Here is a 15,083-nt window from a genome sequence, read left to right as displayed (position 1 = left end):
GTGGATGAAGCGCAACCCCTTCCTGAACGTTTCGCTTCGTACACGGCGTGTAATCTATCGCGAGCCGGGATTGTCCGGGTCGAAATCGAAGCGGTCCGGCACGGCAAGCCCGCTTTCGATGTGCTTTTCGATGGCGCGCAGCGATACGCCGTCGCGATAGAGCCAGGGATCGCGGGTCTCGCGCTGCCAGGCTTCCGTCGCGGCGCGCATTTCAAACAGACGGTCGCGGTGGGCAGGGTCGCCGGCCAGATTGTTTACTTCGTGCGGGTCGGCTTCCAGGTCGTAGAGCTCCTCGGGCGGGCGACGGACATAGTCTTTCACAGTCCGCCTGCCGATCATCGCCGGGGTCTGATTGCGGATACCCTCCCAGGTCAGCGAGCCGTAAAGATCGCCGGAGAAGGGGAAGTCGAGCTGCCAGGCGACGTTGCGGTGATATTTGTAGCGTGTGGTGCGCATGAAGCGCGTCGGCCAGTAATTGGTGACCTCGTGGAAGGTGTGCGAGCCGAACACGGCCTGCCAGCCTTCCTCAAGCTTTTCGGATTCGAGGATCGGCAGCAGCGAGCGCCCCTTGCGGGGCCCGGACGGCGGGGCGTAGCCTGCCCAGTCGAGGAAGGTCGGCAGGATATCGGTGAAGGAGACCATATTGGGATTGGCGATGCCCGCGCGGCCGCCGGGCTTGCGGATGATCAGCGGCAGATGCACGCCGGCATCGTAAAGCGTGGTCTTGGAATTGAGGAAGGGGGAACCGTTGTCGGAGAGGAAGACGATGAGCGTGTCATCGGCAAGGCCGGCCTTTTCAAGTTCCTCAAGCACCATGCCAACGCCCTGATCGAGCCGGTGGATCGAGCGGTAATAATCGGCAAGCTCCTGGCGCACCTCCGGCAGATCGGTGAGGAAGGGCGGCACGGCGACGTCCTCAGGAGCAAAGATGCGGTCCTCGACGCCGGGATAGGCGTGGTCATTGCCGAAGCCGCCGCGGGTCTCGTCGCGATGCGGATCGATGAAGCCGATGGTCAGGAAGAAGGGGTTTTGCTCGGCCTTTGCGTGGTGGAAAAAGGCGGCGGCGCGGTCGGCGACCCGGCGCACATCGCGCTCGGCGCTCTCCTCGCGCACCTGCCAGGGATAGACCGCCTCCGGGCCGACATGGATCTTGCCGATAATCCCGGTCTTCATGCCCGCCGCGTTCAGAAGCGCCGGGGCGGTTTCCACATGATCGAAGGTCATGAAGTGGTGATGGTCGTGGTTGAGGCCATACTGTCCGGTCTCATGCGTGTGCAGGCCGGTATAGATCACCGAGCGGCTGGCCGAGCACGAGGCGGTGGAGGTGAACGCCATGTCGAAACGCGTACCGCTCTCGGCGAGCCGGTCGATATTGGGTGTCGCGATCGCGGTCTCGCCGTAGCAACCCGTCATCCGGCCGAGATCGTCGGCGATCAGGAGGAGGATGTTGGGCATGGTGCCAGACTCTTTTCCGGGAAGATCGCAGCGCCGCTGCGGGGAAATTCGCTGATCACGGCGGAGGCGACATCAATGCCGCGCCTCAGCGCCGCGCGCTCGGGGGCACCTTCCGCGACGGCGCTCAGATAGCCCGCGTTGAAGGCATCTCCGGCGCCCACCGTGTCGATCACGTCAAGGGGGCGGGCCTGTTCGATGATATAGTTGCGGCGCCGGTAGCAGGCAGCGCCCTCCGGGCCGCGCTTGACCACCAGCGTGGCATCGGGGCGCATATGTGGCGCGAGTGCCCGGCAGGCGGCGTGCACGGCGTCCTCGCCGGATAGCCCGAGCGCCTCCTTGTCGTTCAGCAGGATATGGTCGGCAAGGCCGATCCATGCGCGGGCACTGGCGATGGCGGCCTCGGTCCAGCCGTCGCCGGGCCAGCCGGGATCGATGGCAATGGTCGCGCCCCGTGCCTTCAGCCGCTCCAGGAAGTCCGTGTGCTCCGCCATCAGGCCGGGCAGGGCGAACCCGCCGGAGACCAGCGCGATCGCGCCGGAAAGCGGCCAGTCCTCCAGAGCGGCAGAGAAGAACGCGGCATCGAGCCCGTCGAGATGGCCGTTGGTGGAAAAGAAGCTGCGCTCGCCGCCTTTCTGCAAGATGCCGACGGACATCGATGTCGGGCCGGGCCGGGCGGCGATCCTGTCCAGCGCGCCGGCGAACTGGCGGGTGATCATCGCGCTGGCCGCATCGCTGCCCGTCGCCGAGACGAGGCCGACGGGATGGCCGAGACGCTGGAGCACGAGCGCGGTATTGGCCGCCGATCCGCCGATGCGGAAATCCGAGCGTTCCAGAAACACCTCCGTGCCCCATTCCGGCCAGTCGTCGATACTGCCGGTGACGAGGTCAAGATTGGCATTGCCGATGACGCAGATCGGGCGCGGCGGTTCGGATGGTCTGCTGTTCATGCCAGCCCCCTAGATCGCCGCGCCGGCAGCGTCGAAGCGATGCAGCGCCGTCTCGTCCGGCGTTACGAACACGCTTTCGCCCGCTTCGAAATCCTGCGCGCCCGGCGCGCGGACATTCAGCATACCGGCATTTTCGGTTTCCACATGAATGTAAGTATCGCTTCCAAGTTCTTCCGAAAGCAGGACTTTCCCGGTCCACCGACCGCTCTCGCGCGAAATCGCGAGATGTTCCGGGCGGATGCCGCAGGCCGCCGCGCCGAACCCGTCCGCGATCTCGCCCTCGATCACATTCATGCGCGGCGAGCCGATGAATTCCGCGACGAAACGGCTGGCGGGCTTCATGTAGAGTTCCATCGGCGTGCCGACCTGTTCCACGTGCCCTGCGTTCAGCACCACGATCCGGTCGGCAAGCGTCATCGCCTCGACCTGGTCATGGGTCACGTAGATCATGGTCACGCCCTTCATGCGCTTGTGAAGCGCGGCAATCTCGATGCGGGTGTCGACCCGGAGTGCCGCGTCGAGGTTCGACAGCGGCTCGTCGAACAGGAAGATGCGCGGCTGGCGGGTGATCGCCCGGCCGATGGCGACGCGCTGGCGCTGGCCGCCGGAAAGCTGGCGCGGCTTGCGGTCGAGATAGGGCGTGATCTGCAGCATTTCGGCCGCCTCGCGGATGCGCTTGTCGGCCTCCGCCTTGTCGAGCTTCGCCTGTTCCAGCCCGAAGGCCATGTTCTCGTAGACCGTCATATGCGGGTAAAGCGCGTAGGACTGGAACACCATGGAGATGCCGCGCTTTGCCGGCAGCACATTGTTGACGCGCTCGCCGTCGATCATCAGGTCGCCGCCGGAAATATCCTCCAGACCGGCGATCAGGCGAAGCAACGTGGACTTGCCGCAGCCCGACGGTCCGACGAAGACGACGAACTCGCCCTTTTCGAGGTTGAGGTCGATATCCTTCAGCACCTCGACATGGCCGAAGGACTTGCAGATTTTCTTCAGTTCGATGGAGGCCATGAGACTATCCTTTCACGGCGCCGGCGGTGAGGCCGGAAACGATTTTGCGCTGGAAGACGAGAACGAGCGCGATCAGCGGCACGGTGACGATCACGGACGCCGCCATGATATTGCCCCACGGCACCTCGAATTCGGAAAGGCCCGAGATCATCGCGATCGCCACCGGCACGGTGCGCTGGCTATCGGTGGACAGGAAGGTGAGGGCGAACAGGAATTCGTTCCAGGCGTGGATGAAGGCGAGCAGCCCGGTCGTGACCATCGCCGGCCACATCAGCGGCAGGAAGATGCGGCGGATGATGGTGAAGGAAGAGGCCCCGTCCATGATCGCGGCCTCCTCGATCTCGATCGGCATGTCGCGCATGAAGGTGGTCAGCACCCAGACCGTGAAGGGCAGGGTGAAGATCATGTAGGAAAACACCAGCGACCACAACGAATTGAACAGACCGAAATTGCGGATCAGCTCGAACAGGCCGGAGAGCACGGCGATCTGCGGAAACATCGACACCGACAGGATGGTGAACAACAGCAGTCCGCGTCCCCTGAAGCGGATGCGGCTCAACGCAAAGGCGGCGGTGACGCCGAGAAACAGCGAGAAGATCACGACAACGGTGGCGACGAAGATCGAGTTGAAGATCTGGTGGCCGAAAACGCCGTCGGTCAGCATGTGTTGGTAATTGTCGAAGGTCACCGCCTTCGGCAGATAATTGACTTCGAACAGCGCCTGGCCGTTTTCCAGCGAGGTCAGGATCGCATAATAGAACGGGAACAGCGCCTGGACGAGAATGGCCAGAACCAGCGCGTAGAACGCGATGCGTTTGACGGGAGCGGGGATGATCATCTGTCGCCTCCAAGGTTCATGCGGGTGGCGCGGATGAAGCCGATCGTCAGAAGCGCGATGATCAGGAACAGCAGGGTGGAAGCCGCCGAGCCATAGGCGAACTGGTCGAAATCGAACAGATTTTCGCGCGCGAACACCGACATGGTGGCCGTGTTGGGATTGTTGGGCGTCAGCACATAGACGATGTCGAAGACGCGCAGCGCATCGAGCGCGCGGAACACGATCGCCACCAGCACCGCCGGCATGATCAGCGGCAGGGTGACCTTGCGGAACACGCGCACGGGATGAATGCCGTCGAGCTTCGCCGCCTCATACATGTCCTTCGGCACCATCTGCAGGCCGGCGAGGATCAGCAGCGCCATGAACGGCGTGGTCTTCCAGATATCGACGATCAGCACGGCGAGAAGGGCGGTGTCGGGATTGGCGGTCCAGGCCACCGGCTCGGCGATGATGTGCAGTTTCATCAGGATATCGTTCAAAATGCCGAACTGGTCATGCATCATCCAGGCCCACATCTTGGCGGAGACGATGGTGGGGATCGCCCAGGGGATGAGAACGGCGGCGCGGACCAGCGCGCGGCCGGGGAATTGGGTGTTGAGCACCAGCGCGATGATCATGCCGAAAATGGTTTCGAACAGCACCGAGAAGAAGGTGAAGCGCAGCGTGTTCCAGACGGCCCGCCACCAGTCCGGGTCTGCCAGCAGCCCGTAGAATTCGCCGGTGCCGTCGCCATAGTCGAGATATTCGAGGTAGTTGCGGAAGCCGACCCATTGCGCCTGGCCGGGAAAATCGATCGATGCATCGGTGAAACCGAAATAGATCGTTCGGACCAGCGGATAGACCGCGACCACGGCCAGCACTGCCAGCATCGGTGCCAGGAACACCCAGGCCGAGACGACGCGCTGATGCGACAGGGTCGATTTTTCGACCGGTTCTGCCATGTTCCGTTCCCTTCTTCTCTTGCGCAAAACGGCGCCGCGCCGGGGTGCGGGCGGCGCCGTTATGTTTACCAGCCGTTGCCGCGCAGGCGCTTCAGCTTGGCTTCCAGCTTGGCGAGGTTCTGCTCGGCGGTGCCGTCGCCTGAAAGCGTATCATGCACGGCGGTCCAGAATTCCGAGGAGACCTCGTTATATTTGCGCTTGGTGGCGGCGGACGGGCGCGGCAGGGCGTTGAGCACCACCGGCTTCCAGCGCGGAATGAAAGGCTGGGCCTCGGCCACTTCCGCATCGTCGTAGACAGCCGTCACCGTCGGCGGGCGCGAGGTCTCGATCGCGCGTTCCTTCTGGTTTTCGAAATTGTTGAGGAACTTCACCAGTTCGATCGCCTCGTCCGGATTGGGTGAATATTTGGAAACGGCCAGATGCCAGCCGCCAAGGGTGGCCGCCGAGCTGTCGCCTTCGCCGCCGACGGGCAGCGTGGTCACATCGAACTTGCCCTTGACCGGGGAATCCTCGCCATCGGCCAGCGCATAGGCGTAGTTCCAGTTGCGCATGAACACCGCATTGCCGGACTGGAACACGCCGCGTGCATCCTCTTCCATGTAGTTCAGCACGCCCTGCGGCGCGATGGTGCCGACCCAGGATTTCGCCATGTTCAGTGCTTCGGCCGCTTCCGGATTGTTGATGCCGATCGAGCCGTCAAGCTCGACGATCCGGCCGCCGCCATAGGAGTAGATCCATTCCTGGCCGTTGCAGGTCAGCCCTTCATAGGGCGCGCCCTGGAAGACGAAGCCCCACATGTCGCCATTGCCTTCGGCCCGCTCGCCATCCATGATGACCTTCGCGGTTTCGGTCATCTGGTCCCAGGTCTCGGGAACCGGTTGATCGTATTTTTCCAGAAGGTCGCTGCGATAGTAGAGCGCCGGCGCGCCGAGGAACATCGGCAGCGCGACGAGCTTGCCGTCGACGGTCTGCGATTCAACGGCTGCCGGCACGAACTGGTCGATGATATCGGCGGTCGCCTCCGTCAGGTCGATGAAATGGTCGGCCAGCTGCGGCGCGCCGATGACATCGATGCGGTAGACGTCGATATCCGGCGATTTGGCCGAAAGCCAGAGCTTGTACTGGCCGAACTGGTCGGTGGTCGATTCCGGCATGGAGACGATGTTGACCGTGTTGCCGGTCATCTCCTCATAGCGGTCGAGCTCCTTGCGCAGAACCTCGTTGTCCTTGCCGATCGCGCCATGGACGATGTTGAGTTCGACGGCGCCGGCCGAGACCGCCATCAGCGCGCTTGCGCTGAGCAACACGCTCGTGAATTTTCCAAAATGCTTCATTGCCTGTTCTCCCTCCGGCCTCTGAAAGGTCCGGTTTTCAAAAAGTTCCCGCGTATGAAAGCCGGTCCATCGGGGGCCGCTTTCCTGTTGTCCGGGCAATCCGGGGCGTCGCCGCCCTTGCCCGCATGGCCGGATTTTGCGATCCGGCGGTTTCGCCTGTTTCGTCTCACGCCTCCCTTCTGCAGAAAATCGGCGAGGTCCAGGCCATCTGGCCGGTCTTCTCGCGCAGCCTCACATAGATGTTCTCGCCGTCGGCCAACGCGCCAAGCGCGACCGTGCCGTGCCATTGCCACTGATGCGGCCGGGGCAGGGCGTGGAAGCGAAAAGCGGGGCTGTCGATCGGGCCGAGATTGCCCGAGAGCGCGCCCTCGAAAAGCTGATCAAGGGCAATATCGAGCTGTTTGCCCGAAAGCGTCGCCTTCAGCCGCGCCCCGGGCTTCGCCTTCAGCCGAATGGCAAAGCCCTGGGTTGCGGAGGTGACGTTGTTGGGGTTGGCAGCGGCCGTGACCGAGAATTGAACATTGCCGCCTTCACGGCCGAGCGTCGGCAGCTTGGCGGTCTCGTCCTCGCCTTCGAGCGGGGAGACGATCTCCGCGCCGCGGAACCTGGGCTCAAGGCCAAGAATCTCGCCGCCTTCAAGATGGAGTTCGCCGGCCCAATCATGGCTTCTGCCGCGCGCGCCCCAGCCGAGCTCGACAAACAGGATGGTTTCCGCTTCGCTCTCTGCCTCGATCGGGGCGGGGCTCAGTTCGGGCGAGATGCGCTCGAACAGTTCTCCGTTTCGGACGATATCGATGCTATCGATGAACCCGCCGCCGATGGCCTCGATATCCAAGGCGGCGTCGGGCGAGGGCGCTGTGATGCCGCCCTGCACGACATCGCCGATCGCCGTCAGCAGATGAATATTGTCGCCGGTCAGCGCATTGGTGCGGCGCGCGCGCATCGCCTTGAAGATCGCGTCCCGACTGTCATCTGCCGCGTAGACCGCCATGCGACCATGGCCGTAGGAGCCGGGGAAGGCGGAATGATGATCGGTATTGCCGACAACGCCGAACACCGCGCCGCGCTTCAGCCCCGCGCGCATGGTCGATGCGCCGTTCACCGGACCCATGGAATGCAGGTAGGAGCGTTCGGATTCGGACTCTTCCGCGCAACCATGCATCGAGAACATTTCGACGAAGGGCGAGAGTTCCGGATCGAACGTGTCCCAGTTGATGCCGCGCGCGCCCTGGCGGTAGCCGATATGGTGCGGGAAGGCGAGGGCATTTTCGCCCTTGGTGGTCTGAAGCGCCTGCTTCAGTTCGGCCGGGCTGTCAGCAAGTTCCGGTTCGGCGACATCGAGGTCGCCATAGACGATCGTGTAGTCGCCATGTTCCGACGAATGGATCTCGTAGCCGGGAAACACGGCGAAGCGGCCGGGACTTTCGAAGGCCTTCAGCACCGCGAAATGATCCTTCCAGTTGGCCTTCAGCTTCGCGAAACCCTTGACGTGGAAATCGACGATATGGGCGACCTCCGGCACGTCGACCGGCATATCGGGCCAGGCGGCATGTCCGGTGATGGAGACGAAGTCGAGCTGTAGTGCGGCGCGGGACAACGCATCTTCCAGCCGGCCGTGGCCGTAGGAGAGGGCGCAGTGATTGTGAATGTCGCCATATAGCGGCTGCAGGCCGAGCCGGTTGGCGAGCGGGGTCAGGCGTTCGGGGAAACGGCGGGTCATTGCGCGAACTCCTGGGTTTCGGGATCGACGGGCATGCCGCCGTTTTTCATGGATTTCTGCGCCGCCAGAACGATCCTGAGCGAGGCGACGCCGTCATCGATGCCGACGGGCGGGTTTTCCCCGTCCATGAAGCGGCGGAGCGTGCGCACGAGCTCGAGATCGGCCCCGAAATGGGTGGAGCTACGGTCTGGGCTGGTGAAACCGAGCGTGCCGTGCGTGCGGCCGTAATCCTCGACGATGTCGATTTCGCCGGAATGGCGCTCCATCCTTATGCGGCCGGACGAGCCGACGATCTCCAGCGTTTCCTGATCCTCGGCCCAGGGGCCGAAAATGGCGAAGAACAGACAGGCCGACACGCCGTTGTCATAGCGGATGGTGACGATCGCGTGGTCGTCGATGTCGGCGCCCGGCCGATAGACGCAGGTATCGTTGCGGTCCTCCGGCAGCGCCGCCTCGCCCCAGCTCGGGTTGGCGATGGCCCCTGCGCCCTCGAAGCGGTCGACCAGCGTTTCATGGCGGCGATAGGGACAGTCGCGGTCGCAGAGCGAACAGCGTTCCGGCGCGTTCGGATCGGGCGGGAACACATTGCTGCGGCCGCCGACAGCGGTGACGGAAAGCGGACGCGACCGCGCCACCCAGTTCAAGACGTCGAAATGATGCGAGCACTTGTCGTTGAGCGCGCCGCCCGACAGCGCCTGCTTGCGGTGCCAGAGCTGGAGATAGCGGGTGTAGGGGATGACCGAGCGCAGCAGGATCATCTGCGGATCGCCAATGCGGCCGGAATGGGCAAGCTTCACCGTCTCGACCCAAGGCTTTTCGTAACGCCGGGTAAACGCCATCAGCACCGGTTGACCGGCCTTTGCCTCTGCCGCCTGAATGGCTTCCGCGTCGTCGAGCGTCACCGAGATCGGCTTGTCGAGATAGACACGCTTGCCGGCCGCGATCGCCGCCTCGACCGGCGCGCGATGGGCGTTGGTATGGGTGGTGACGATCACCAGATCGACGGCCGGATCCGCGACGGCGGCTTCCAGGCTTTCAAATATCCGCACGGCGTGGCGGATGCCCGCTCTGCCGTAGAGCCCGTTCAGATGGTCGGCGGCATAGCCGGCGCGGTCTTCCAGCCGGTCGAACACGCCGATGATGCGAAAGCCGGTCTCCGCCGCGATTTCGGCCATGCGCGAGCCGACATAATAAATGCCGCGTTCGCCTGCGCCGATAATGGCGACGCCCGTGGTTTTCTGCTGGACCGGCTCCTGGAGCATTCAACGCCTCTGAACTTGTATTCGTTATCGGCATCGGATGCTATTTGAGTATATATATGTGTACAATAATTGATGTACTCAATTGGTGTGGAGATCGATCACCGAACCATGGCGGACGTAGGAAATGGGGAGATAATGGGTCTGCGGCTCCTCCGGTCTGTCGGCGATCCGCGCGCGGATGATCCGTTCGAACACCGCAAGCTTTTCGTCGTGGCTGTTGCCCACCACATCGAACCGGCCGAGATGCTCCGACTGAAAATCCGTGCTGCCAAGCATGATGACGCTGAGGTCTCTGCCCGCTTCGAGGCCGAGCTTGGCAAGCGCGCGTTCCAGAATGAAACCTTCGACAACGCCCCAGGCGATCAACGCCGTGAACGGAAGCCGCCCCTCGGCGTCAGCATACCGTCCGACTGCGGCGGCGATATCATCGATCTGATAGCTGCCGGGCAGCGCGTTCAGTTCGATCAGAAAGCGCTGATCCGGATCGGGAAGGAAGCTGCCGAGCAGGTGGAACTCGCGGCGCGCCATGGCGATCTGGCGGGCATGATGGGCCGATGTCAGAAAGGCGATCCTCTCGTGGCCGCTTTCCCTGAAGGTGCGGAAGGCGATCGACAGCGCCTCGCGCCAATTGGTGCCGATGGCGTCGACATCGATGCCGGTCGCCGAAACCCCGTCGATGACGATATGGTCGGCCTGCCTGTGGAGCGCGGCCAGGAACGCGACCGTCAGGATCTCGAAATTCACCTGGATGAGGCAGGTCCGGAACCGCCCGATCCGTTCCAGCACGTCGATCGCCTGGGCGTCGCTCGAAAAGCCGAGCTGCAGCACCGAAAAGCCGGCGGATTTTATCCGCGTCGCGACCTCCTGCAACGTCACCCGCGCAAGCCTGCTGTCGGAATTGCGATAGAGTATAAGAAGGTCCGCAGCATAGCTGTCGGGCTCCTTCTCCTCGGCCTTGCCAGCGACAACGATGCCAGCGCCCGGACGGGCGATCAGACGGCCGTCCTCGAGAAACGGCTTCAGCGCCGCCTCCACGGTGCGCTGCGCCGTTCCGAATTCGCGCATCAGATGGCGAACGGTCGGAAGCCTTTCGCCGGGCGCTGCCCTGTCAATCCTGTCTTCCAGCCACCGCCCGATAGCGGCGAGGACCTGTTTGGTTTTGGTCTGCATATGGGTATTTTGAGTATAATTTATACCCGATGCAAGTCGCGAATGGAGTTTGGGATTGCTTTCGACCGGGGCTATCCGAAAAGGCAAAATCGGGTTCGTCTGTCGCGCTTTCGCGGCCGACGGCTTTGGGCGAAGTCTTCGCTCTTGTCGAACCCGAAATACGGCGCCGGGAGCCTTCGCATGGCGGATCGAATTGCGCATGAAACCTGAATAAAGGTGCCGGAGAGCGGCCTCTGTCGAGGTTTTTTCAGGAACGGACTTTTATCAATATAGTACATATTTTCAGATGCTTGCCCGGATTTCGAGTCTCTTCGTGCGCAGTGGTTCGTCTTCGTCGGCAATAAACCGGCTTGCAATTAGAACAAAAATAGAACATAAAAGGACTATAAGCAAAACGGAGGCAATCATGACCGATATTCTGCGCGACATCGCGGCTTTCTTCTCAGTCAGCCTGTTTCTGGCCAGCATGGCGTTGATCGTGAGCTCGCTATAGGTTTCTGTGCATTGCGAGACGAGCGATTGCACCGGCGTTGCTCGCCTGCCAAAATCGGGTGACGTATCTGATTTGGCGGCGATGAAGGAGTGATCTCGAGATGCAGGCTGAAGGCAAAGATCAGGCGGTTCGTTTCGTGCATTTGCGCGTTCACTCGGCCTATTCGCTGCTTGAGGGCGCGCTGCCGCTGAAGACGGTGATGAAGCTTGCCGTGGCCGACAGGCAGCCAGCGATTGCGGTGACGGATACCAATAATCTCTTCTGCGCGCTGGAGTTTTCCCAGAAGGCCGTGGGCGAAGGGCTCCAGCCGATCATCGGCTGCCAGTTGTCGATCGATATGGAGGATGGCGGCGACGGCGAGCGCCGCAGCGGCGGACATCTGCCGCCGAAGAAACCTTCGATCGTGCTGCTCGCTGCCGATTCGACCGGCTATGCCAATCTCATGCATCTTGTCAGCGAGGCCTATCTCGGGGGAGAGGGGCATGACAGCATCTATACAACGAAGTCATGGCTCGGTGCGCATTCGGACGGGCTGATCGCGCTCACCGGCGGGCGGGGCGGGCCGATCGATGAGGCCGTTATCTCCGGCTTCGAGGCCAAGGCGTCCGAGCGGCTCGCATTTCTGAAGTCCGCCTTTGGCGATCGGCTATATGTGGAAGTGCAGCGGCACGGCAATTTCGATGTCCAGCACGAGCGTCGGGTCATCGCGCTTGCCTATGAGCTTGATCTTCCGCTGGTTGCCACCAATGAGGCATTCTTCCCGACCCGCGACGATTTCGAGGCGCATGATGCGCTGATGGCGGTGGCGCATGGTGCCATCGTTTCCGACGATCGCCGTTTCAAGCTGACGCCGGATCACTATTTGAAGTCGCAGGATGAAATGGCGGCATTGTTTGCCGATCTGCCCGAGGCGATCGAAAACACCGTGGAGATCGCGCGCCGGTGCAGCTTCGTGCTCGATACCCGCATGCCCATTCTGCCGCGCTTCACCGGCGCCTCAGATGATCCCGAAGAGGCGGAGCGGGCGGAAGCCGCGGAGCTGCGCCGGCAGGCGCGCGAGGGGCTGGAGGCGAGGCTTGCCCATGTGGGCCTGAGCCCGGGCCACACGCGCGAGGACTATTTCGAGCGGCTCGACTATGAGCTCGGCGTGATCGAAGGCATGAAGTTTCCGGGCTACTTCCTGATCGTTGCCGACTTCATCAAATGGTCGAAGGAACGCGATATTCCGGTCGGGCCCGGCCGCGGCTCCGGCGCGGGCTCGCTGGTCGCTTACGCCTTGACGATCACGGATGTGGATCCCCTGCGTTTCTCGCTGCTGTTCGAGCGCTTCCTCAATCCCGAACGCGTGTCGATGCCGGACTTCGATATCGACTTCTGCCAGGACCGGCGCGAGGAGGTCATCCGTTACGTGCAGGAGAAATACGGCCGCGCGCAGGTTGCCCAGATCATCACTTTCGGATCGCTGCAGGCCCGCGCGGCGCTGCGCGATGTCGGCCGCGTGCTTGAGATGCCCTATGGCCAGGTCGACCGCATCTGTAAGCTGGTGCCCAACAATCCCGCCAATCCCGTGACGCTCGCCAAGGCGATCGAGGACGAGCCCAAATTCCAGGAGGCCGCGGAAGAGGAGCCGATCGTCGGGCGGTTGCTGGCGATCGCACAGAAGATCGAGGGGCTCTATCGCCATGCCTCGACCCATGCGGCGGGCATCGTTATCGGCGACCGTTCATTGTCCCAGCTTGTGCCGATGTATCGCGATCCGCGCTCCGACATGCCGGTCACCCAGTTCAACATGAAATGGGTGGAGCAGGCCGGCCTCGTGAAGTTCGACTTCCTGGGACTGAAGACGTTGACGGTGCTGAAGACAGCGGTCGATTTCATCGCCCGCCGCGGTATCGCGGTCGATCTCTCGCTCGTCCCGCTGGATGATCCTGAATCCTATGAAATGTTGGCGCGCGGCGAGACGGTCGGGGTGTTCCAGGTGGAAAGCGCCGGCATGCGCAAGGCGCTGATCGGCATGCGGCCCGACCGCATCGAGGATTTGATCGCGCTGGTGGCGCTCTATCGTCCCGGCCCAATGGAAAACATCCCGGTCTATAATGCCCGCAAGCACAATGAGGAGGAGATCGAATCAATCCACCCGCTGATCGATCCGCTGCTGGCCGAAACCCAGGGCGTGATCATCTACCAGGAGCAGGTCATGCAGGTGGCCCAGGTTCTGGCGGGCTATTCGCTGGGCGAAGCGGACCTTCTGCGCCGCGCCATGGGCAAGAAGATCAAGGAGCAGATGGACAAGCAGCGGGTTCGCTTTGTCGATGGTGCGGTGGAAAAGGGCGTCAAGAAGCAGCGGGCCAACGAGATTTTCGATCTGCTTGCGAAATTCGCGAACTACGGCTTCAACAAGTCCCACGCCGCCGCCTATGCGATCGTGTCCTATCACACGGCCTTCCTGAAAGCGCATTATCCGGTCGAGTTTCTGGCGGCGTCGATGACGCTCGATATGGCCAATACCGAAAAGCTGAACGATTTTCGTCATGATGCAAAGCGCCTCGGCATTGAGGTTGTCGCGCCTTCGGTGCAGACCAGTTACCGGCATTTCGAGCCGGGCGAAGGGCGGATCTTCTATGCGCTCGCGGCGATCAAGGGCGTGGGCGAGGCAGCGGTCGACCATATTGTTGCGGTCAGAGGGGACCGGGCGTTCGATAGCCTGGAGGATTTCGCGCGGCGGATCGATCCGAAACTCGTCAACCGCAGGGTGCTCGAAAGCCTGATCTGCGCCGGCGCCTTCGATTGCTTTGGCAAGGATCGCGCGGCGCTTCTGGCCGGGCTCGATCGCATCATCGGTCTGGCGCAGCGCAGCCAGGATGACAAGACGAGCGGACAGACAGATATTTTTGGCAGCGCCGGCGACCTGCCTCAGATTACGCTACCGGATTATACCCCGATGCCGGATTCGGAGCGGCTGATGCGGGAATTTCAGATGCTGGGCTTTTATCAGACCGCGCATCCGCTTGACGCCTATGCCGATATATTGTCGCGCATGCGGGTCCAGAGCTTTGCCGATTTCTCGCTCTCGGTGAAGAATGGCGCCGGTCGCGGACGCCTGGCCGGCACGGTGGTGGCCAAGCAGGAGCGTAAGACCCGCACGGGCAACCGTATGGGGATCATCACGCTTTCGGATGCGACCGGCCAGTTCGAGGCGGTGCTGTTTTCCGAGATGCTTTATCAATACCGCGACCTTCTGGAGCCGGGAACCTCCGTTGTCATCACCGTGGCGGCCGATGTCCGTCCCGAGGGAATCGGCATGCGCATACAGACGGTCCAGTCGCTGGAGGAGGAGGCAGTGCGCCAGCAAAGCGCGATGCGCGTCTACCTGCGCGATGATTCGCCGTTGGCTTCGCTGTCCAGGCACCTGAACAGCAGTGGAGACGGGATCGTGTCCTTCGTGGTCATCCAGAACGAGGGGCTGCGTGAGGTGGAGGTGGAGCTTCCGGGCAAGTACAGGCTCTCCCCGGAAGTGGCGTCAGCCATGCGCGCGGTATCGGGCGTGGTCGACGTCGAGCTCGTTTAGCTCTCTTCGGAGCAGAGAGCTGGTCCGAGGAGCAAAGAGCTGGTCCGATTCGCTTTTGCGGATATTGTGCGCGTTTTCACGTTGAAGTCGCGGAATATGGACTGTCTTTATATCGTTCGAACCGCCGTGGCTGGAAGGAAGCGCCCCATTGACGCTTGTTTTCTTTACCTTTTGTAAAGATTTGACCGCCCCGCAGCCCCAACTTGTTGCGTATCGGCAACAGCAAGCCGGTAAGGAAGCCTCGGCGGCGGCTATGCGGGCGATTGATGATTGCGATCGGGCGGCGGTCTTGTATGTTCACACTCAGAAGCGAGGGTCTAGACAGCCCGATCTTCTTGAAACCC

The 15,083-nt window shown here is 62.3% G+C and carries 10 protein-coding genes; 1 reads left to right on the top strand and 9 read right to left on the bottom strand.

Features of this window, described 5'->3' with window-relative positions; all coding sequences use genetic code 11:
* Positions 1-54 precede the first annotated feature (54 nt).
* From K7H91_RS00915 to K7H91_RS00875, 9 genes are all read right to left on the bottom strand, one after another.
* Positions 55-1,455, bottom strand: coding sequence for a sulfatase (locus tag K7H91_RS00915; RefSeq protein WP_230718302.1), 1,401 nt, complete (start codon positions 1,453-1,455; stop codon positions 55-57).
* Entirely contained in the window at positions 1,434-2,402 is a 969-nt protein-coding gene (locus K7H91_RS00910; protein ID WP_230718301.1) for a carbohydrate kinase family protein, read from the bottom strand. The genes K7H91_RS00915 and K7H91_RS00910 overlap by 22 nt, the downstream gene beginning before the upstream one ends.
* Positions 2,403-2,411: 9 nt before the next feature.
* Complete coding sequence (locus K7H91_RS00905) at positions 2,412-3,413, bottom strand: ABC transporter ATP-binding protein (RefSeq protein WP_230718300.1); 1,002 nt, start codon at positions 3,411-3,413, stop codon at positions 2,412-2,414.
* A gap of 4 nt (positions 3,414-3,417) precedes the next feature.
* Positions 3,418-4,251, bottom strand: a complete 834-nt coding sequence (locus tag K7H91_RS00900) for a carbohydrate ABC transporter permease (RefSeq protein WP_269065829.1) — start codon at positions 4,249-4,251, stop codon at positions 3,418-3,420.
* Entirely contained in the window at positions 4,248-5,192 is a 945-nt protein-coding gene (locus tag K7H91_RS00895; RefSeq protein WP_230718299.1) for a carbohydrate ABC transporter permease, read from the bottom strand. The genes K7H91_RS00900 and K7H91_RS00895 overlap by 4 nt, the downstream gene beginning before the upstream one ends.
* 65 nt (positions 5,193-5,257) lie before the next feature.
* Entirely contained in the window at positions 5,258-6,526 is a 1,269-nt protein-coding gene (locus K7H91_RS00890; RefSeq protein WP_230718298.1) for an ABC transporter substrate-binding protein, read from the bottom strand.
* 166 nt (positions 6,527-6,692) lie between these two features.
* Positions 6,693-8,246 carry a hypothetical protein gene (locus tag K7H91_RS00885; RefSeq protein ID WP_230718297.1) on the bottom strand — a complete coding sequence of 518 codons (1,554 nt, stop codon included), beginning with the start codon at positions 8,244-8,246 and terminating at the stop codon, positions 6,693-6,695.
* Positions 8,243-9,508 (bottom strand): Gfo/Idh/MocA family protein, encoded by a 1,266-nt coding sequence (locus tag K7H91_RS00880; protein WP_230718296.1) that lies wholly within the window; start codon positions 9,506-9,508, stop codon positions 8,243-8,245. Before K7H91_RS00880 ends, K7H91_RS00885 begins: the two co-directional genes overlap by 4 nt.
* A gap of 78 nt (positions 9,509-9,586) precedes the next feature.
* Complete coding sequence (locus tag K7H91_RS00875) at positions 9,587-10,678, bottom strand: GntR family transcriptional regulator (protein WP_230718294.1); 1,092 nt, start codon at positions 10,676-10,678, stop codon at positions 9,587-9,589.
* A 593-nt stretch (positions 10,679-11,271) separates the two neighbouring features.
* Between K7H91_RS00875 and dnaE the strand changes: the two genes are divergently transcribed.
* Positions 11,272-14,739 carry a DNA polymerase III subunit alpha gene (gene dnaE, locus K7H91_RS00870; RefSeq protein WP_230718292.1) on the top strand — a complete coding sequence of 1,156 codons (3,468 nt, stop codon included), beginning with the start codon at positions 11,272-11,274 and terminating at the stop codon, positions 14,737-14,739.
* Positions 14,740-15,083: the final 344 nt, after the last annotated feature.

The sequence above is a fragment of the Martelella mediterranea genome (assembly GCF_021021415.1).
GTDB classification, from domain to species: Bacteria; Pseudomonadota; Alphaproteobacteria; order Rhizobiales; family Rhizobiaceae; genus Martelella; species Martelella mediterranea_C.
The sequence above is the reverse complement of the archived record's forward strand: the minus strand, read 5'-3'. Positions and strand labels throughout refer to the sequence as shown.